We start from the raw sequence: 20,811 nt of genomic DNA, 5'->3' as shown, positions 1-20,811 counted from the left end.
AGTTGCCAAGTGTTATTTTCCACTGGCTGAATCTGAATAATTTCTTCATATAAAAATTCAGCAATCGCCATTTCAATCAGTCTTTGCCCTGCACGGCGCCACTGCGTTTGATTTATCTGTAATTTTGCAAATGTCATTATAATTTCTCGAGTTTAACCGCATTCTGTTCTTGCTTATTCGGCATAGTCGTATTGCGGTTCATTGCATAGTTGGCAATGGTTTTTTTTACGGATAAAGATCTTTGGATATTGGTTGGCGCTGATTTCTTCACAATGCCCATACTGTGCATTTCAGCATTTTCACTGGGTGAAAAATGTTGGAAACTTTGTGCTTGATCGCCTAAATCGTATAAGTCAAAACCCAATAATTGATTAGCAATGACCGCTGCACGGTGAGCACCCAGCCCTAAATCTGGTGTTCCTACGCCATGGCTGTGCATTTCCTGATTTTGAACAAAAATTTCACCGACAGCGTCATGCTGTACGCGGTAGTCCTGACTAATTTTCCAGCGACCGAATTCATCACATTGAATCAGTGGTTTTAGATATTTGAGATATTGCCACTCTGGACTGTGATATCCCGTTGAAGCCACGACAAAGTCCGCATCTAGATAGAATTGTTCTGCCGTGACTTTATGCTGAAACTGCAAACGGATGCCCGCACCATGAGGCTCGGCATCGACCAAACCCACCTGAGCATGTAAATGCGTCTGTTGAATATTTTGACCAATACTCCGGTGATATAGTTTTTGGTAAATATCACGGATGGTTTTTGCACTGATGCCCTTATATAACAAACTTTGTTGCTTCAATAGTTCGGCTTTATTTTCAGGGCTCAGTTGATAAAAATGCGTAGTATAATCCGGACTAAAATGCTCTAAACCAAGCGGCGCATATTCCATCGGGAAAAACCCATTAGAACGGGTCAGCCAATGCAATTTAAACTGCGCTGTTGTCGTCTGATCCTGCAAATATTGACGATCAAACAGATCCATAAAAACTTCGGCCGAAGACTGGCCTGATCCCAGTACAACCACATTCCCTTTCAAGTGATTTAACGCTGCATTGCAATAATTTGCAGAATGTAAGCAGCGCTCCGGATATTGCTGTTGTATGTCTTTTAGACACTGTGGTAAATGCGGAACATTACCCGAACCAATGACCAAATTTCGGCATTGATAACGTCTAAAACGTCCATCTTGCTCAACCATGACTTCAAAGCCTTGCTCTTGGGCATAAATGGCTTTTACGGTTGATTGATATTGAATATGCTCTAGTTGGTCTGCAACCCATTGACAATAATGGTTATATTCACGTCTAGGAATCTGAGCTTGTTCTAAAAAATAGAATTTGTATAAACGCTGCTGCGCCTTTAAGTAATTTAAAAAACTAAAAGGACTGGTTGGATCGACCATGGAAACCAGATCGGCCATAAACGGCACTTGCAGTACTGTATTGGGCAATTGCATACCCGCATGCCAGTCGAACTGTGGTTTCTTTTCAAAAAATTGATACTGCAAATGATTTTGCTTATGTAGCAAACTCGCCAAACTAAGGTTAAATGGCCCTAAGCCTATCCCAATAAAATCAAGCATATTGCACATCCTTCTGTTCCACACATAAAGGATTTAGCAACTGTACATAAACCGATTGCTGATCGACTGGGGCAATCAATTCATCCAGCTCATACAAGCGTGTCAACAGATTGCCCTTATACGGCAAGGTCGGCTGATAAAGTAATGAATGAATCAATGAACTTTCTGGATATGCCCGATGTAAGTCCAACAGTTCATTTTGCAATATCGATATCAACACTTGTTCTGTGACATATCCCGTTGCACCAATTGCATTGATGATGCCGAATAAAGTATTACCAAAGAAATAATAGCTAAAGCGCTCATCGACAAAGGCTTTGGAACCCACGGCATGCGCTTTTTCTTGCAACTCTGGAAACGCGGTTAAGACTTCACCTGCAAGTTCTTCAATATAGTAAAAGCCTTGATTGTCACGTAGCCATAGATATTTAGGCATTGCATTTTCAAGCTCAAGTAAGACATTTTGCTGATGTGATTCAAAGGCCATTCCGTATTGATGGTACAAATACATTAATGGTTTTAGACTGATAGCTAAGAATTGTTTAAACCAATTGATTGCAATGGCGCTTTGATCAAGTTCAGGTTGTTGTTTTTCGATTTGTTCGAATAGTGCATTAAAACGGCTTTTCGGCTGTGCAGGATGATCTTGGCATAATGATGCAATACAACTCACCTGCTGCTTTTCACTAAAAGGCTGATCACGGAAGATGCAAATAGTTTCTTCGACGATTTCATCATCTATGCTCAATGCCATCCACGCAGGATCATTCACCGCTTTGAGCGTTGGGCATTGTTGTAAAATACGTTCACCGAGACTTGAATGCCACAGTCTATGGGTCATTTCACCACGGTGGCATTCTTTGGCAAGGTTGACTCGGATTGAATTGGTGATCATTACGGAAAGTGATGGTTTTAACATCCACGGCGCTGCAAAACTTGCCATAGTCCGTACCGAAGTTGTTGGTGAAAATGCCCAACCTTTCTCGCCAAAATCGATAATTTTTAATTTGGTTTTTAAGTTTTTAAACCATACTTTTGACTGTAAATAACGTGCTTGCCAAGGATGCAAAGGCAATAACTTATAATGTGAATAGGCATTCAGTAGTGCTTGATCAGTTTCTGATAAATGCCATTGCAATTCGCTTTTCAATTGCGCTGATACAGCTTGATCTAAAGCTGAACCTTCTTGGATATATTCTGGAGCTACCAACCAATAGTGCAGTTGGCTTAGACCTTTGGCTTCTGGCGAATACCTTTCCCAATCTTCATGCACAAAACCGACCCGACTTTTCGGTGCAGGATGCATGCTGTGCCCTAAAATTAAAGCTTGTTCCGATTCAATGAAACCTTGTTCCGCTTGGACCAAAGCCTCAAAATCATGTTCACGTAGTGTCAAAAATTGAATAAGCGCTTCACGACTTTCGATCCAACGTTCTAATAATGATGAAGCATCCAGTGTATGACCTGACTCTTGTACGAGCTGTTCAAGTAATAAACTCGCGATCGCGGTGATACTAAATGACTGTTTCTGCCCCTTGTTAAAGACGTGTGGGAGATCTGCAAGACGATGTCTACCAACAAGGCTGACATAAGATAGTGGTACAAATAACTGTGATTGAATGCAATCTAAAGGGATGCATAACAACGTCAAGCCTTGGCTAAACGTCAATTGTGATGAATTCTGTTGATACTTTTCCAGTAAAATACCTTTACCGGTTTCTTGTGAGTATGCATTGACAAGATGCTGCATCGCCAAGCGATTTGCAAGCTCTTTCATCTGACCATATCCTCTATTTTTAAGCTTTTCCAAGCTTTGTCATGTAATTATGTTTCTTTAACTGTGCAAGTAATGCTTAGTACGCTGGCTAGCGTGAAAACATGTTAATGATAATCATTATTATTAATAATTGCATTTTTGTGAAGATTTGCTACAGGATTGCAAATTTGGTCTTATCTCTATGTATTTAAAAATTAATTTTTTTAATATGAACTTTTCTGTTTTTATTTATACAATTTTCTGAAATGGAACTAAATGATAATTTTCTCATTTAGCATTGAACAAATAAATCATATTGCTTATTTTTTAGCCGCATTATCACATTGTGCAACTTAAACTAAAAACCCATGTCTTTTACATGGGTTTTTATATTCTGCTTTTAACCAAGCTTTTATTTAAATCAAGGAACAAAATGTGCAGTTAAATTTTAATCATTGAAGACTTTACTAACACCATACTGGCCATACATCCTTATTGCCAATTAGGATGTATTTCATAACAAACATCTACTGATTTCTGATCTATATCTTCTATTCAGACTGGTTATACAGCATGAATTATGTACTCCAACGATTTGGTTGAAATCAATCAATTGATTTAACAACCCAATCCAAAAACTTGTGCTTATCAAAAAAGTCAGGTGCAGCATTTGCAAATATACTTTTTTCTTTGTTGTTAAAGATTCCTTTGTAATAAAAAGACCTATCTGCGGTAAATTTTGAGTCATCCCCTTCATGCAATTCTCTAAAGAAGATCGATAACTGCATAAATCGACTTTTAGATGCTAAACTGTGTTTTTCTAATACAAAATTATAGATTTGCTCAATAATCGCTTTAGTATTTGAATAAGGCATTTTGTTGTCTCTTAATTTGATCACACTTTCAAATTACAGCTTTTAAATTAAAATACAACTATTTTAGTCGGATTTTAAATACCTATTTTTTATAAGTATTTTTATAATTAAACACCTTTAAGTGCTATTAATGAATCAACCTCTAAACATGAAGTTTTACTAAATTCTACTTCTGCGACTACAAACATTTTCGTTACTCAAAGCTAACTCTGAAAACAACAAAAAAGCCCACCTGTTTCCAGATGAGCTTACAACTACTTCCAATAGTGGGATACAGATAAAAAGAAAGCATCACTTGGAAGTTGCAATATCACTTTACCAGAGCCAAACTTACAACTCGTTGAGGTTGAATTAACATTAGGATACGCAGTGAAACCAGCAGATAGTGTGGGATACGTAACTCCCATTCCTCCATATTAGAAATATACTTTTAAACTAAATTCAGCAGCTAAGCGTGTAAACTAATGAAACAAATAATATTTCCATTATTACTATCAATCCTTCCACTTTCAGCTTGTGGTAATTCAAGTGAAACAGCCTCCCCTGCACAAAGCTCAACAACTAGAGCTGATGCTGAGCTTTCTCCAGAAAGTAAAGAAATCATCAATGAATATAATCAGATACTAATTCAATCTCAAAGTGAACTGGACCCTCAAAAAACCAATCAAAAGCTCAAAAAAATTCTACCTAAAATTTCTAAAATTAACTCAGAGAATGAACAAAATAACCTTTCACTAAACATCAATATACGTCTTGGCAATTATGAAGAAGCCTTTGCTATTACAAATAGAATTTTAGAAAAAAAAGAAACAACCAATATGAAAAATTTTCAATGTTTACTCATTGAAGTTTTAAACAAACCAAAAAAGGATATTGAAGACTGTTATTTATACAACGCTAATTTATATAAAAAACAGTTAGATAATATGCCCAAAAATGATCTCTATTACGACCAAACAGAATGGGCTTACTATGCGAGCTTATTCCATGCAGGTAAAACAGAATATAAATCTAAATTAAAGCAGCTTGTGGACTCAAAAAAAGCTCCAGAAGACAAAGAAATATATGAGTCGCTCTATGAAATAGAAACTATTCCTGACGGTAGAAAATCTATCTTAAATAATTACAAATCCCAAATGTAATGCAAAAAAAACCAGCCCATGGTTGGTTTACAATATTATTAATATATATACAAAGCTGCCAACCCTCATTTCACATCAAATCTGGCATCAATTTCTGCGCGCTCGGTATTTCTCATATCAATTCAAGAAGCACCATATATATACCTACTAATAATCAAATTTAGCCTACAATCCTAAATTTAGTACCCTGTATATCCAATATAAAAAGCTGCACCATGTCCAATAAATCCGTGACACTTGATGCGTCATCAAGCAAAAAGCCGCTCAATGCGACTTTTGTTATTTTATAGATTGTGAAGTGGAAGGTATTCCCTCTAAATTCACTTAAATTTAAGTAGGCAAAAACGCATTTAGACATCTATCACATCAGCAAAGTTTGCGCCCAAAACTTTTGCTAAATCTTCGGGTTTTAAACCAATATCCAAACCACGCTTACCACCACTCACATAGATTTTAGCTAAGTTCTGTGCAGAAGCATCGATCACAGTTTTTAAGCGTTTTTTCTGTCCAACTGGACTAATACCACCTACCAAATAACCGGTTAAACGCTCTACATCCTTTGGGTCTGCCATTTTTAGTTTTTTACAGCCAAATGCTGTGGCCACTTTTTTTCAAATTCAGCTGATATTCCACTGGCAATACGGCAACAAAGTAATTTTTATCGTCCGTAACCAGCAAGGTTTTAAACACTTCTTCGACAGTTAAACCAAGTTTTTCCGCAGCTTCTAAACCAAAACTTTTTGCTTCTGGGTCATGGTCATATTCATGAATTGTAAAGTCGATTTTATTAGATTTTAAGAGTTTACATGCAGGTGTCATTGCTTTTTCGTCATTCCATTCGGACAACTAGGAAAACTCGATTATAAGCCTATTCTAGAAAGACCGGCGAACACTTTTATATTTTTCATGAACACGACTTGTGCAATAAGTTTGAGTTGAATACATTTAAACAAAGCTAAAATTTTAAAAAAATATGACAACGCTGACTCAAGACCTCATCCAATTATTATCTGTAGTGCCCAAAGATCAGGGCTACTTTTTGGCACAGAGCAAACCTCTGTTTGGTGACCATATTTTTGGTGGGCAATTACTTGCTCAGAGCATAGTCAGTGCATCCTATACCTGCACACTCCCACTTCACTCTTTACATGCCAACTTTATTTCTGCGGGTCATGCAAATCAGCCCGTCTTATTTAAAGTCGAAAATTTACGTGATAGCCATAGTTTTTCTACACGACAAGTGACCGCCATACAGCATGGCAAACCAATATATATGGTGATGTTGTCCTATATGAAAAATGAAACGGGCATGGAGTATCAAATACCCGAATCAGATCTGATCCAACAGTTTCCACCAAGTATGCTCAAAGAAGAACAATTCTATAAAGCGCAAATCCAATCATCTATTTCACCTGAATATCTGGCCACATTTTTACAGCCTTTTCAGCTTATATCTAAACCAATTGAATACGTGCTGACAGATTTGCCACCGTCCGGTCAAGCTTCTGTCTTAAATCAAAATCAATATGCAGAATATTTAAAACTCCATGATGGCTTGGATGCACAATTTGACCAACTTCATATACATCAGGCCATTGCAGCATACTATTCAGACTATAATTTATATTCTGCGGCGCTCAAAACACATGGTTTAAATTATCTGTCTCCTGAACTCATCGCAACTAGTCTTGATCATTCGATGTATTTTCATCATACCTTTCGGGTGGATGATTGGGTTTTCTATGACATGAATACCACCCGAACCTCTCAATCACGTGGGCTTACTCATGGGCAAATGTGGCAAGATGGAAAATTAGTCGCAAGTACTACACAAGAAAATTTAATGCGTTATACAGGCGAATCGTGAGGCCTGTGACAATCTTTAACATTCAAATTCTTGTTATGTTAAGCATCAAGCGTATAAAATTCATGCAAATCATACCGCTATAACAATAATATGCCTTCGATCTATCAACTTAAACCTGCATTTCAAAACCTGCTTCGACCTTTGGTTAAATCACTTCATCATCTTGGTATTACAGCAAATCAAGTAACACTACTAGCAATGTTCATTTCGCTAGCTGTGGCATTTTTTATTTATATCTATTTCTCTCACAACGGTATTGGCATTTTACTGTTGATTTTCCCCGTGTGGATGCTTATTCGAATGGGCTTCAATGCCATAGATGGCATGCTGGCACGTGAGTTCAACCAACAATCCAAACTCGGTGCTTTTTATAATGAATTATGTGATGTGATTTCTGACTCATCACTCTATTTTAGTTTAATTTGTTTTGCTTTTATTCAAGCCGAACTGCTAATTTTGACCTGTTTTCTCGCCATACTTGCTGAATATACAGGTGTGATGGCGCCATTAGTGGGTCAAGAACGTCGCTACGATGGTCCAATGGGAAAAAGTGACCGTGCTTTTGTATTTAGCATCATCTGTATCGTAATCGTGACTTCTTCTATATTTAACTTCGGTTTAAATACATTGTCTCTTATTTGCAATAGTATTTTGATTATTATCATCTTTTTATTATTTATCACGATTTATAACCGCATTAAAAATAGCATTATCAACCCACAATAAATTTCAGTTTAGATCGTCAGTCGATTCATTATTTTGAGAACAACACAATGTATAACAATACTCAGCATACCTTTACGAGCCATGATGGAACATCCTTGTTTTATCAACATTGGGAAAATAGAAGTTTAAAAAACAACCGTAAGAAAAAAGCGGTGATCTTATTTCATCGTGGTCATGAACATTCGGGACGAATGGCGCATTTGGTCGATGAATTGAATTTGCCTGATTTTGATTTTTTCGCTTGGGATGCGCGAGGCCATGGCAATACTCCTGGTGAACGAGGAGATGCACCGAGCTTTTCTGCATGCGTTCAAGACCTTCAATATTTTGTTCAGCATATAGAACAAAATTACCAAATTCGATCAGAAAATATAGCAATTGTAACTCAAAGCGTTGGCGCTGTTTTAGCCGCGACATGGGTGCATGATTATGCCCCTAAAATCCGTGCTTTATGCCTTGCCTCGCCTGCATTTGACATCAAACTCTATGTGCCTTTTGCAAAACCTGGCTTAACACTCATAAATAAATTCGCTGGCAACTTTTTTATTAATAGTTATGTCAAAGCCAAAATGCTGACCCACGATACTGCACGTGCACAGAGTTATAACACTGACCCACAGATCGCTCGGGCCATATCAGTCCGGATGCTGCTGGGTCTATATGCAGCCTCAGATCGAATCGTTAAAGATGCACAAAATATTTTTGTTCCTACACAGGTTTTATGTTCGGGATCTGACTACGTGGTGCATCAAAAACCGCAATTGGCGTTTTATCAAAAACTCCCTCATCCAATGAAGGAATTTCACGTCTTAGATGGTTTTTATCATGATACCTTGGGTGAAAAACATCGCAAAATCGCCACAGATAAAATCCATCGCTTTATTCAACAATGTTTTAAACAACCCTATTCCGCACCTAAACTTTTAGATGCCGATAAAATTGGCCCGAGCTGTGCTGTAGCAGAAACCTTAAGTTCAACGCTTCCAAAACATTCTTTAAAACATGCATTTTGGAGCTTAACCAAACAAAATCTTAAAATTGGTAGTTTCTTTTCCAAGGGTTTAAAAATTGGTGAAGAGACAGGATATGACTCCGGCAGTACCTTAGATTTTGTCTATCGAGATCAATCAGAAAGCCAAAATGCTCTCGGTAAAATCATCGATCGACAATATTTAAATGCGATTGGTTGGCGTGGTATTCGCGTTAGAAAACAAAATATTGAAGCGCTATTAACGAAATATGCTTCTAAGTTAAATGATGCCCAACACGCGGTACGGATTATGGATATTGCTGCAGGCCATGGCCGATATATTTTAGATGCTGTACAAAAACTGCCTGAGCAGCCTGAATCCATCCTGCTTAGAGACTATAGCTCGATCAATGTACAAGCGGGTCAAGCAATGATTGAGCAAAGAGGTTTAAGCCAGATTGCCAAATTTGTAGAAGCGGATGCATTTGATACCACATCACTAGCCAGTGTTGAACCTAAACCCACTCTAGCCGTGGTCTCAGGTTTATACGAATTATTTAGTGATAATGATTTACTTAGACAGTCCTTATCCGGCTTAAGCCAGGCCATTGAGAAAGATGGTTATCTCATCTACACGGGTCAAATTTGGCATCCGCAACAAGAGTTTATCGCCCGTGCCCTGACCTCACATCGCCAAGGAGATGCATGGGTCATGCGTTTGCGCTCACAAGCCGAGATGGATGCCTTGGTTGAGCAAGCCGGTTTCAAGAAAGTCGATCAAGTCATTGATGAGTTTGGTATTTTCACCGTTTCCGTTGCACAAAAAATTTAAGCTTGGACGGTCAATCTTATGCATAAACTGGATCCGGAAACAGGAACTTGGAAATACGGCCTACTGTGTTTGGCATTTCTAGCACCTTTTTTCTTCTTAAGTTATGGTTTTGCCAATCAATACGCTGCGGGTTTAGCGTCTGTACCTGTTATCGTCTTTGAATGGGAAAAATATATTCCACTTTGGCCATGGAGTATTGTGCCTTATTGGTCGATTGATCTGTTCTATGGATTGTCTTTATTACTTTGTTGGAATAAGTTTGAATTAAAACAACATGTCCTGCGACTATTTTCGGCACAAATCCTTTCAATCAGCTGCTTTTTAATTTTCCCGCTACGTTTTAGCTTTGAACGCCCCGAACTCACAGGTTTTTTCGGCCTATGGTTTGATGTCTTGATGGGCTTTGATAAACCGTTTAATCAAGCACCCTCTCTGCATATTGTGCTACTGGTGATTCTTTGGGATTTTTTCCGTCGGCATAGCGCAGGCAAACTGAAATATCTGGTAGATGGTTGGTCCTTTTTGATCGGTCTCTCAGTTCTAACCACTTGGCAGCACCATTTTATAGATATCCCAACAGGTTTATTGGTCGGTGCCTTATGTTTATGGCTATTCCCGATGTCCTGTCCTGCGCCATGGGCTAAAAATATACAGAGTCGGCTAAGCTTAAAACACATTAAAATCGGTATCCTTTATCTGTTTGCTGCCTTATTTTGTAGCGCAATCGCACATGCAAAAGGTTGGTGGCTTTGGCTGCTTTATCCTGCAAGCAGTCTGCTTTTAGTTTCGTTTGCATATTTATTCAATAGACCCCGTTTTTTTCAAAAACTCAGTCATGGTGATATGACTATTGCTGCAAAAATGCTGTTCGCACCCTACCTTATATTTGCTTGGATCAATAGCCGAATCTGGACCTATCGCCATCCTGAAGATTCTAAACTCATCAAAATCAATCAGAGTTATATTTATTTAGGTCGCTATCCGTCCAAACAGGTCATGCAGCAATATGATGCTTTACTCGATTGTTGCGCAGAATTACCCACTTATCCAAAGTGCTCCTATGCTCAACACTTGAGTTTAGACCTGATTCCTTTACAGGCCAATCAGCTGCATAACGCTGTAGAGTCTTTAGAACTATTCTTGAAATCTAATAACAATGATGAAGCACAAAACATCTTGGTCTTCTGTGCTTTGGGATATTCACGAAGTAGTGCTGTAGTGGCCGCATTATTATTGAAACAACATCCTGAATATTCAGTCGAAGATGTTTTAAGGATTATTCGCCATAACCGCCCTTGGGTCGTGCTTAAAGCACCGCAAATAAAACATTTAAATACTTATCGTTTAAAACTTAAAGGACTTGCACCATGAATTTACAACTTGTGGTGCTGTCAAAGTTGTTGCAATCCACCACTGGATTGCTCATCTCAGCGTATGTGGCAGCGATTCTCACGCTCTGGCTCATCATCCAGTTTGGCAATGTGATGCTATTCGATTTGCTATATGTAGTGATTTGTCTAGTTTTGCTTGGAATACAACATTATTTAAGCCTGAGAATCAAATTTGATTCGGCACTTTTAGCCACTGTCGCTGAATACAGCCAAACCCAAAGCCTAGAACAAACCACCAAAGAGCTGGACTTAAGTTTAATTAACCTAAAATTAATGCCTACAAATAAATGTGGCCGCGCATGGGAACTACGTGAGTTAGGTTGTCTGGCTTTATTTAAATGGCAGATCTTTGTGCTTTGCTTGCAATACATCGCATTCATCTGCATATTTTTACTGTATAAATAATTCACAATAATTTGAAGCCATGCCAAATCCATTAGACACTTCAAGGAATGCTCACTCACCAATGAAAGGTAATTTTTTAAGCCGTTCAATTGCTCGCTATATTGCCTTTCTCACTCGTCGTGGTGCGCGGCTGCTCACGGGCGCGCGGAGTCTGTGGGTCGGGTGCAAACCGGTTATGAAACAGCGTATTTATTATGCAAATCATAATAGCCATATCGACTTTATTTTGCTTTGGTCATCACTGCCGACAGATCTCAGACGGAAGACGCGTCCTGTAGCGGCTTCGGATTATTGGTTAAAAGATGGCTTTCGGCGTTTTCTCATTCAAGACACGTTTACTGGTGTCACTATTCAGCGAAATCGAGAGCAAAATCAAGATCCCTTAGAACCGATCAAAATCGTATTAGCGCAAGGTGACTCGATTATTTTCTTTCCTGAAGGTACTCGAAATTTAAATGATGACGTTGAATTATTAGAGTTTAAAAGCGGCTTATTTCATCTCAAAAATCAATTTCCAGATGTTGAAATCGTACCGGTATGGATCTCAAATTTAAAACGTGTCATGCCTAAAGGCGCGGTTATACCATTGCCATTATTATCTACCGTTATTTTTGGTAAGCCTTTAGAAGTTCATAATGAACAGAGTAAATCCGCGTTTTTAAACTACGCTCAGGAAGAATTACTCAAATTAAAAGCATTGGAGTATCAATAATGGAATTCACCAATGCGCAAATGACTTATGTATTGTTTGGTATCTTTGCGATTATTTTGATTATTGCCTCAACCATTGGCTCAATACTAAAATTTAAAGCGGGTTATGCACCTGCACCGGTCATCGACAATTTAAATGCGCGGATCAATGCATGGTGGGTCATGTTGTTGGTACTTGGTGTAGCAATTTCATTAGGCAAAATTGCCTTTGTGATCCTGTTTGCGTTGATTTCACTCTTTGCTTTACGTGAATTTATCAGCTTGCTCCCAACCCGTCGCGGTGATTATCTTCCTTTGCTGATCGCTTTTTATTTTGTCATTCCTTACCAGTATTACTTGGTGTATATCGATTGGTATGGGCTATATTCTATTTTTATTCCGCTGTATGTGTTTCTTCTTATCCCTATCGCTACACTCAAAGCTGAAGATACCACGCGATTTTTGGAGCGTAGCTCAAAAATTCAATGGGGACTGATGATCAGCGTATTCTGTATTTCGCATGTACCTGCGCTATTAAACCTCAAACTTCCAGGATTTGAAGGTGAAAAAATTTGGCTAGCGATCTGGCTGATCATGGTGGTACAAGCCTCCGATGTCTTGCAATATGTCTGTGGCAAGCTATTTGGAAAACACAAAGTCGCACCGATACTTTCACCATCTAAGACCGTTGAAGGATTAATCGGAGGCATTGCTTTAGCCACTACACTAGGCGTGGCTATGTCATGGCTTACACCCTTTAGTTATCTACAGGCTGCATGTATTGGCTTTATTGTTTGTATATTCGGTTTCTTTGGTGGTCTGGTCATGTCAGCCATTAAACGTGATCGTGGTGTAAAAGATTGGGGACAACTCATCCAAGGCCATGGTGGCATGCTCGACCGAATTGATTCAATCTGCTTTTCTGCACCGATTTTTTTCCACATTTTGCGCTATTGGTGGTCTTAAACAGCGTCCCATTGAAAACAATCATTTTTAGATTTTGAAGTTTTAAAATTAAGCACAATAAAGAATCCCAAGCAAACAAGCTTGGGATTCTTCTCATTAGGTATTCGATTTAAACGTCTGAAACTGCAAACTTTTTAAAAATACTTGCACGACGTTTAGGATGAATATTGGCTTTAGTTAAATCACCTTGATAGTGATCATAGACACGTTTATCCATCATCTTAAACCAAATAGAGGGTACTAAAGCAGGAATTAGCATAGTGGCATAGCCGCTAGGCAACTCTGGCGCTTCATCAAAATGTCTTAATGCCTGAAATGGACGAGTCGGATAAGCATGATGATCTGAATGTCGTTGTAATTGATACAAAAATAGATTGGTCACAATATTATTATTATTCCAACTATGTTCAGGCATGGTGCGCGCATAACTTCCATCCGTTTTTTGCTCACGCTTCAGGCCATAATGTTCAATATAATTAATAATTTCAAAAAGGCTGATTCCATAAAAGGCCTGTGTAACTAAATACGGTGTCACGCCTTTACCAAACATTTTCAGCATCGATGCATGAAAACCTGCACTCATCGCCCAACCATGAAACAGTTCATTTTCCTTCGAAAAGAAACTTAAACCTTTACGTTTTAAACGTTGTTTCTCAATCTGCACCGCCGATTTAATTCCACCAAATACAGTGCGTGGCCAAAACTCATAAAAGGTTTCGCCCATTTTTGAAGATGCAGGATCTTCAGGCGTTGCCGCACGTTTATGGTGTCCATAAGGATGTTCAATGCGGAAATGGCTATAACCTAATGGTGCGAGAGTCGCATGTGCCCAATAATGGTCTTTTTTATGTGGTCGATGGCAAAGTTCATGTGCTGTATTTACACCGACGCCATTGATGGCACCCATCGAAATCCCAAGTAGAAGTTGATCTAATAATGAAACATCTTTACGGGTAACCACATAGCCTGCAAAAGCATTCGCTGCCATTTGCAGTGGAATAAATAGTTTGACTATACGATCATAATAGGGATCATTCACTAAAACTTTAATGTCATCATCTGTCGGGTTATTGGCATCATCACCAATCAGTGCATCCAGTGCAGGAATAATGACATGCAGTAGAAGCGGCCCGCCCATGGCAAATAGTTTTTTTGTCGGTTTTGGACCAAAATGATAACCCGCCAAGATCCCCATACCAATGACTGGTAAACCTGGACTCAATAGCCAACCATAACGTTTTTTATCTAAAACACTACCGATTTTGCTTTCTAACTGAGCGAGCTGCTGTTCATTTAATTTTACTGGTGCATTCATGCGCTAGACTTCCTTAATTACTTCTTCTGTGTTTATATTCGTAAAATAAGGGCAGCCAGAACAGTTTTAAGCGTCCAAAAAAACTATGTGATCGTCTTTGGCATTTAAGGATAAATGTTGACCTTTAAACACATAGTGACCATCTATAAATAGAAAATTAATATGAGTAAATATTTGAAATATGGATGCTTTAAGTAAAATTTTTGATGATATTCATCTCCACCGATCTGAATATATTTATTTGAGATCAAAGCATCCTTGGGCTTTTCATTTTCAAGATCACAATGCCATGGTTGCGTATGTAGTGATTCAAGGTCAGTGTGTTGTACATATAGATCAAGAGCAGGTCTTACTCGAAGCTGGCGATCTTTGCCTTATTCCCTCAGGGCAAAATCATTACTGCAAATCTATACAGTCTGATGTCTTGGTCGAGTCAATAAACATCACGTCATTGTTTCAAGAGCAACGAAATAAAACCATTGAATTAAATTATGCTGAGTCTCATGAAGCAGAAGAATTGTTTGTACTGGCGATCCGTGGGCATGTCGACAGCATTATGGCAAAGCCCTTAGTGAATGCACTCCCCACGCTGTTACATACACCACATATCATGAGCAGTACCGCACCGGAATGGTTGCAAATTGGCTTACATTTTCTGGCAGTTGAAGCGCATCAAATCCGTCCAGGCCGCGACAAAATTTTGGATCATTTGGTGAGTATTTTATTTATCGAATGTGTGCGTGATTATATTGCAGCCTTGTCAGATTCAAGCAGTTGGTTGCATGCCTTGAGTCATCCTGAATTATCCAACGCTTTGGCCGCGATTCATGAACGACCACAGCATGCTTGGACCGTCGAAAGCTTGGCAGAACAATGTTGCATGTCACGTTCTAAATTTGCCAGTTTATTTACTCAAATGCTCGGTGAATCACCACTCGCCTATTTGCAGCAACATCGTTTGCGACTGGCAACACAGCACTTACAAACGGGGCAACTGACTATTCAGCAAATTGCCCATCGTATCGGTTACTCATCTGAAACAGCATTTAGCCAAACTTTTAAAAAGTTTTATGATCTAACACCGAGCCAGTATCGACAGCAGCATCAACTCGCAAAAACTGAGTCACCTTAAAGGTTTAATCTAAAAGCTTTAAAATCGCTTCCACAGGGTTTTCACTGTTACCTGAAAGCAGCTGTTTATGCATGGTGATGTGCTGCATCACTTGAATTTGCGATTTTTCAACATCCATCAAGCTTTCAATTTCTGCTGCTAAATTTTCAGGCGTTGCATCATGTTGGATGAGTTCCTGAATCACCTTTTTGCCCGCAATAATATTTGGCAATGAATAATACGGAATTTTGATCAGCAATTTCACCACATGATAGGTCAGCCAATTTAACTTATAAAAGGTCACCATTGGGCGGTGTAAAAGCATCGCTTCTAAAGTCGCTGTACCCGAAGCCAAAGCGACAATATTCGATGCGTTCATCACCTGACGGCCAATTTTAGATTCGGTATCGGTGTTTTCCATCAAGCGAACTTTGGCTTGTAATGCTTCAGGGTACTGCTTGAGCAACAATTCAATTTGCTGTTTACGTGCATCATTAATTGCAGGAATCAGGAACACATAGTCTGGATGCTGCTCCGTCAAAATCTGTGCGGCAGACAGTACCAAAGGCCCCAAACGCTCAATTTCACCGCGACGGCTGCCCGGAAGTAATGCAATATGTTTTTGATGCTCATCTAAGCCTAACTCGTGTTTAGCCGCAACAAGTGGATTATCTAAAGGCAACTGACTTGCCAATGGGTGTCCGACAAATGCAGCCGGAACTTGCCATTTTTGGAAAAACGCTTTTTCGAAAGGAAATAAACAAAGGACTAAATCGATACTCGCCTTGATGCCATGCACACGGCCTTGTCGCCATGCCCACACTGAAGGGCTGACATATTGCACTGTTTTAATTGGTAGCTGTTTTTGCTTCATGCTCTTAGATAAACGCAAATTAAAATCCGGTGCATCTATCCCTACAAAAACATCGACAGGGTTTTCAGTCCATTTTTCAACCAGACCATCACGTACAGCAAAGAGTTTTTTAATATCTTTTAAGACTTCAACGATCCCCATCACTGATAAAATATCCATCGGATAATAGCTGTTAAAGCCTTCTGCAATCATTTGCGGACCACCGATGCCTTCAAATTCCGCATCGATCCCTTGCTCTCGAAAACTACGGATAAGCTTGGCGCCTAATGTATCCCCGGATACTTCCCCAACCACGATGCCAATTTTCAGTTTCCGATTTTGCAAAAGTCTATCCTTTTAACTCAATGTTCTTTAGCTATAGATTCTATACGAGTCCTTCACAAAGTTAATAGATTTCCTGAAAAAAGCTGCACAGCTTTAATTCACCATTTTAGAAATATTCCTCACTGTGCTTAGCTACTAACTAAAATTTTTTATACCAATGGTTCTGATTTCTACCGTATTTACTCTTAAACAATTTACGAAATAGCACTTCGGTTTTAAAACCCGTGCTTTCCGCAATTTTATCAATCGAATAATCTGTCAATTCGAGCAATTCAGCCCCACATCGCAGTCTTTAATTTTTTGACCAAGTGACAATAGGTAGTTCTGACGCATGTTTAAAATGTCTAGTTTTTGTCCTTCTACTCATATTCGAATAATGGCGAAACCTTATCTTTTTAAGGAGTATGAGACTTAGCAGCAGTGGAATCTATATACACTGTTGCATATATCGATAAATAACAAATCAAAAGCTTAGAATTGAAAACCTACAGTGCATTTAGGTATTGGATATCCACTTCAGATATTCAAAGCCTTATATTCAAAATTTATGATTTCACTGCAGCATAATCTCCATTTGAACTATTAACTACTTGAGAAAACCATAATCAATAACTTAGTTTAGATAAAATTCATTTATTTCAAAATTAAAAACATTCTTTATCTATTTTTTTCACAAGCAAATCACTAATCGAGACAACGACTTATATCAATTAGTCATAAGATATGCACGTTTTTTGATATTTGGCATTCAGCGATGGTCGGTCCTTTAGAGTTCATTCTGGCAGGTGTAATTGTAGGTTTCTGCGTAGGTATTACCGGTGTTGGTGGTGGCTCTCTCATGACCCCAATATTAATTAGCCTATATAAAATTGAGCCTCACATTGCAATTGGTACGGACTTGCTTTATGCCGCAATTTCAAAATTTTGTGGTTCTTTAGTCCATGCCCGTAAAATGAATATCGTTTGGACCATTGTCATTTGGCTTGCAGTCGGCAGTATCCCTGCGTCTTTTGCGACCCATTGGGTACTGGAAAACTATCTGAGCCAATCGACACATTACAAAACGGTATTAACCATGTTTTTGGGTTTTATGCTGACGATTACAGGGATCTCAATTATTTTCCGTGGTCATATCGAAAAATTCTTTAATAAATTTCGAAAAACTGATCAGTTGGATGATATGAGTGCTGATCTGGAGCGTATCAATTTCCAAGCTAAAAATAAGCGTGTATATATCATCATCATGGGGATTATTTTAGGCGTATTCGTTACCCTATCGTCTGTTGGTGCAGGTGCCTTCGGTATTATGGCTTTGGTTCTTATGTTCCCGAACTTACCGATGATTCGTATTATCGGCTCTGACGTCGTACATGCCGTGCTTCTTACACTGGTTGCAGGCTTGGGTCATATGAGCTCAGGTAATGTCGATTTTCATTTATTGGGTTGGTTATTGGTGGGTTCTATTCCAGCGATTGTTGTCGGAACTTTGATCAGCTCACGTTTACCTGAAAAAGTTATTCGTAAAGTCTTAGGCATTACCTTGTTTGTTTTAGGCATGAATTTCATCATTAATCCAGTAAAATCAAAACCTGTCGAAAAACCAACAACTGCAATGTTGATCGCACCGACGGTGAATAGTCAGCAGGTTTAAATTAACTGCCCGATTCATCACTTTTTTTTCAGAGACTTATTGATCTTTTTTATAACATTTGAATGCTATATTCATGTTATATTCAGCTCACGAAACAACCTTTTGTATAATCAAACCAGTGACGGCAATGAATACTTTACAGTCAAATTCTATTACCCAAAACGACATTGATGACGTGAATGTAAAAAGCATTCAGCCACTTGTTACTCCTGCAGAACTAAAAAAAGAGCTACCTCTGACTGAAACTGCCTATCAAACAGTCCTTAAGGGCCGTGAAACTGTACGTAATATTTTAGATGGAAATGACAAACGTCTTTTTGTTGTCATTGGTCCATGTTCAATTCACGACACAGTCGCTGCACATGATTATGCTGACCGTTTAAAAGTTTTAAGTGCCAAAATCCAAGATACGATTTATGTCGTGATGCGTGTGTATTTTGAAAAACCACGTACCACTGTGGGTTGGAAAGGTCTGATTAATGACCCAGACATGAACGATTCTTTCAACATCGAAAAAGGCTTACGTATTGGTCGTAAACTTTTACTTGAATTGAATGAAAAAGGTTTGCCTTGTGCAACTGAAGCGCTCGATCCAAACTCACCACAGTACTACCAAGATCTTATCTCTTGGTCAGCGATTGGTGCGCGTACCACTGAAAGCCAAACACATCGTGAAATGTCTTCTGGCCTTTCTTCACCAGTTGGCTTTAAAAATGGTACAGATGGCGGTTTAACCGTTGCGACCAATGCCATGCAATCTGTTAAACATGGTCATAGCTTCTTGGGCTTAAGCGACCAAGGTCAAGTTTCAGTTATTCGTACCAGTGGTAACCCATATGCACACGTTGTACTTCGTGGCGGTAACGGTAAACCAAACTACGACGCAGGTTCTGTTGCAGATGCCGAAGCGGCATTAGCCAAAGCAAAAGTTAGTGGCAAAATCATGATTGATACCAGTCATGCAAACTCAAACAAAGACCCGTACCTACAACCCCTTGTTCTCAAAAATATTACTGAACAAATCCTTGACGGAAACAAGTCAATCGTGGGTATTATGGTTGAAAGTCACTTAAAAGGTGGTCGTCAGGATATTCCTGCCAACCTCTGTGACCTCGAATATGGTAAATCAGTGACTGATGGCTGTATCGATTGGGATACGACTGAAAAAGTCTTGTTAGAGATGCATGAAGCACTTAAAGACGTGTTACCGACACGCTAAGTGAATGAAAAACGCCATCTTCGAGATGGCGTTTTACTTTGAAGGATTATTTGTCAGATGAATGAAATCGAAAATGCGTTAAGTCACATTGAAAACTTCCAATATATACATGAACACTTATTAACGTCCGGTCAACCATCTCCTTCTGAGCTTCAAACGATCAAAGAATATGGTGTTTCAACGGTTATCAATTTAGCACTGACCGATGCATCCAATCATATCGAGCATGAAGACCGCATTTGCCTAGATCTAGGCCTGAACTATATCCAAGTTCCGATCTCTTGGGATACCCCTTCAGATGATCAATGCCTTTTAGTACTCGATATGATTGACCATTTGGTTCAAGGTCAAACGGTTTGGCTACACTGTGCGAAAAACTTCCGTGTCAGCAGTTTGATGTATTTATATCGTCAATACTATATGGATGTTGATATGCCAAAGGCTCAAGATTTGATGCATCAAATTTGGGAACCCAATGAAACATGGACAGGTTTAATCCATGCGGTTGCCTTACAACTTCAAGGCCGTAAAGCAACTCAAGATTTACAACATGCACTGATCCATCCAGATCATTTTGCGTGAGAAATCAGTACTGTTGCAGTAGAAAGAATACCTTCTTGGCGACCAGTAAACCCTAATTTTTCGGTGGTGGTCGCTTTGATGCTAATTTGTGTAACTTCAACATCCATAACATCTGCGATACTTTGACGCATTTCTAAATTATGTTTTGCTAGTTTAGGGCGCTCACAAGCCACGGTAATATCAGCATTATTAAGTACATATCCACGATCTAAAATCATTTGGTAGACGTGTTTTAAAAGTACTCGACTATCGGCACCTTTAAATTTTGGATCTGTATCTGGAAAATGCTGACCAATATCTCCAAGTGCCAAAGCACCTAATAATGCATCACAAAGCGCATGCAGTACCACATCACCATCTGAATGTGCTTTGAGTCCATGTGTATGTGGAATTTGAACACCAGCAAGCGTTACAAAGTCACCTTCTTCAAATGCATGTACATCCATGCCCTGACCGATACGAATTTGAGCTATCATGCTTGAGTTCCTTGAGAAAATAATGATTGAAATCTTGTATTCACG

Annotated in this window: 18 protein-coding genes and 1 pseudogene; 12 read left to right on the top strand and 7 right to left on the bottom strand. The window is 38.9% G+C overall.

Features of this window, described 5'->3' with window-relative positions:
• Nucleotides 1-136 precede the first annotated feature (136 nt).
• The 3 genes from AVJ20_RS04660 to AVJ20_RS04650 all read right to left on the bottom strand — a co-directional run bounded on the left by AVJ20_RS04660 (nt 137) and on the right by AVJ20_RS04650 (nt 4,225).
• Nucleotides 137-1,594 (bottom strand): lysine N(6)-hydroxylase/L-ornithine N(5)-oxygenase family protein, encoded by a 1,458-nt coding sequence (locus AVJ20_RS04660; protein WP_111884386.1) that lies wholly within the window; start codon nt 1,592-1,594, stop codon nt 137-139.
• Complete coding sequence (locus AVJ20_RS04655) at nt 1,587-3,371, bottom strand: IucA/IucC family protein (protein WP_111884322.1); 1,785 nt, start codon at nt 3,369-3,371, stop codon at nt 1,587-1,589. The genes AVJ20_RS04660 and AVJ20_RS04655 overlap by 8 nt, the downstream gene beginning before the upstream one ends.
• 584 nt (nt 3,372-3,955) lie before the next feature.
• On the bottom strand, nt 3,956-4,225 hold the full coding sequence (locus AVJ20_RS04650) for a hypothetical protein (RefSeq protein ID WP_111884321.1): 270 nt from the start codon (nt 4,223-4,225) through the stop codon (nt 3,956-3,958).
• A gap of 464 nt (nt 4,226-4,689) precedes the next feature.
• Between AVJ20_RS04650 and AVJ20_RS04645 the strand changes: the two genes are divergently transcribed.
• Entirely contained in the window at nt 4,690-5,367 is a 678-nt protein-coding gene (locus AVJ20_RS04645; RefSeq protein WP_111884320.1) for a hypothetical protein, read from the top strand.
• 350 nt (nt 5,368-5,717) lie between these two features.
• On the opposite strand, the pseudogene ybaK reads toward AVJ20_RS04645, so the two are convergent.
• Nucleotides 5,718-6,186, bottom strand: a pseudogene (gene ybaK, locus AVJ20_RS04635) (Cys-tRNA(Pro) deacylase).
• 154 nt (nt 6,187-6,340) lie between these two features.
• On the opposite strand from ybaK, the gene AVJ20_RS04630 reads away from it, so the two are divergent.
• From AVJ20_RS04630 to AVJ20_RS04600, 7 genes are all read left to right on the top strand, one after another.
• Nucleotides 6,341-7,234, top strand: a complete 894-nt coding sequence (locus AVJ20_RS04630; RefSeq protein WP_111884318.1) for an acyl-CoA thioesterase — start codon at nt 6,341-6,343, stop codon at nt 7,232-7,234.
• 90 nt (nt 7,235-7,324) lie between these two features.
• Nucleotides 7,325-7,960 (top strand): CDP-alcohol phosphatidyltransferase family protein, encoded by a 636-nt coding sequence (locus AVJ20_RS04625; protein WP_111884317.1) that lies wholly within the window; start codon nt 7,325-7,327, stop codon nt 7,958-7,960.
• A 47-nt stretch (nt 7,961-8,007) separates the two neighbouring features.
• Entirely contained in the window at nt 8,008-9,762 is a 1,755-nt protein-coding gene (locus tag AVJ20_RS04620) for a bifunctional alpha/beta hydrolase/class I SAM-dependent methyltransferase (protein ID WP_111884316.1), read from the top strand.
• A gap of 18 nt (nt 9,763-9,780) precedes the next feature.
• A complete protein-coding gene (locus AVJ20_RS04615; RefSeq protein WP_111884315.1) occupies nt 9,781-11,133 on the top strand; it encodes a phosphatase PAP2/dual specificity phosphatase family protein in 1,353 nt (450 codons plus the stop codon).
• Nucleotides 11,130-11,558 carry a hypothetical protein gene (locus AVJ20_RS04610; RefSeq protein WP_111884314.1) on the top strand — a complete coding sequence of 143 codons (429 nt, stop codon included), beginning with the start codon at nt 11,130-11,132 and terminating at the stop codon, nt 11,556-11,558. The genes AVJ20_RS04615 and AVJ20_RS04610 overlap by 4 nt, the downstream gene beginning before the upstream one ends.
• A gap of 61 nt (nt 11,559-11,619) precedes the next feature.
• On the top strand, nt 11,620-12,270 hold the full coding sequence (locus tag AVJ20_RS04605) for a lysophospholipid acyltransferase family protein (RefSeq protein ID WP_111884313.1): 651 nt from the start codon (nt 11,620-11,622) through the stop codon (nt 12,268-12,270).
• On the top strand, nt 12,270-13,214 hold the full coding sequence (locus tag AVJ20_RS04600; protein ID WP_111884312.1) for a phosphatidate cytidylyltransferase: 945 nt from the start codon (nt 12,270-12,272) through the stop codon (nt 13,212-13,214). The genes AVJ20_RS04605 and AVJ20_RS04600 overlap by 1 nt, the downstream gene beginning before the upstream one ends.
• A 109-nt stretch (nt 13,215-13,323) precedes the next feature.
• On the opposite strand, the gene AVJ20_RS04595 is transcribed toward AVJ20_RS04600, so the two are convergent.
• On the bottom strand, nt 13,324-14,529 hold the full coding sequence (locus AVJ20_RS04595; protein ID WP_111884311.1) for an alkane 1-monooxygenase: 1,206 nt from the start codon (nt 14,527-14,529) through the stop codon (nt 13,324-13,326).
• A 181-nt stretch (nt 14,530-14,710) separates the two neighbouring features.
• Here AVJ20_RS04595 and AVJ20_RS04590 point away from each other — a divergent pair, with 181 nt between their 5' ends.
• A complete protein-coding gene (locus tag AVJ20_RS04590) occupies nt 14,711-15,661 on the top strand; it encodes an AraC family transcriptional regulator (RefSeq protein ID WP_111884310.1) in 951 nt (316 codons plus the stop codon).
• 4 nt (nt 15,662-15,665) lie between these two features.
• Here AVJ20_RS04590 and lpxB read toward each other — a convergent pair whose 3' ends face one another.
• Complete coding sequence (lpxB, locus tag AVJ20_RS04585; RefSeq protein ID WP_111884309.1) at nt 15,666-16,838, bottom strand: lipid-A-disaccharide synthase; 1,173 nt, start codon at nt 16,836-16,838, stop codon at nt 15,666-15,668.
• 754 nt (nt 16,839-17,592) lie between these two features.
• Here lpxB and AVJ20_RS04580 point away from each other — a divergent pair.
• The 3 genes from AVJ20_RS04580 to AVJ20_RS04570 all read left to right on the top strand — a co-directional run bounded on the left by AVJ20_RS04580 (nt 17,593) and on the right by AVJ20_RS04570 (nt 20,290).
• Nucleotides 17,593-18,489 carry a sulfite exporter TauE/SafE family protein gene (locus AVJ20_RS04580; RefSeq protein WP_111884308.1) on the top strand — a complete coding sequence of 299 codons (897 nt, stop codon included), beginning with the start codon at nt 17,593-17,595 and terminating at the stop codon, nt 18,487-18,489.
• 127 nt (nt 18,490-18,616) lie between these two features.
• On the top strand, nt 18,617-19,708 hold the full coding sequence (locus tag AVJ20_RS04575) for a 3-deoxy-7-phosphoheptulonate synthase (protein ID WP_111884385.1): 1,092 nt from the start codon (nt 18,617-18,619) through the stop codon (nt 19,706-19,708).
• A gap of 57 nt (nt 19,709-19,765) precedes the next feature.
• The gene (locus AVJ20_RS04570; protein ID WP_078191020.1) at nt 19,766-20,290 is read left to right on the top strand and encodes a protein tyrosine phosphatase family protein; all 525 of its coding nucleotides are present in this window, start codon (nt 19,766-19,768) and stop codon (nt 20,288-20,290) included.
• Here AVJ20_RS04570 and ispF read toward each other — a convergent pair.
• Entirely contained in the window at nt 20,278-20,766 is a 489-nt protein-coding gene (gene ispF / locus AVJ20_RS04565; RefSeq protein ID WP_111884307.1) for a 2-C-methyl-D-erythritol 2,4-cyclodiphosphate synthase, read from the bottom strand. The two genes, AVJ20_RS04570 and ispF, sit on opposite strands and share 13 nt — an antisense overlap.
• Between the last annotated feature and the right edge of the window lie 45 nt (nt 20,767-20,811).

This window comes from Acinetobacter sp. CFCC 11171, assembly GCF_003268405.1.
GTDB lineage: Bacteria > Pseudomonadota > Gammaproteobacteria > Pseudomonadales > Moraxellaceae > Acinetobacter > Acinetobacter amyesii.
This window is presented reverse-complemented; position numbering and strand designations above follow the sequence as displayed.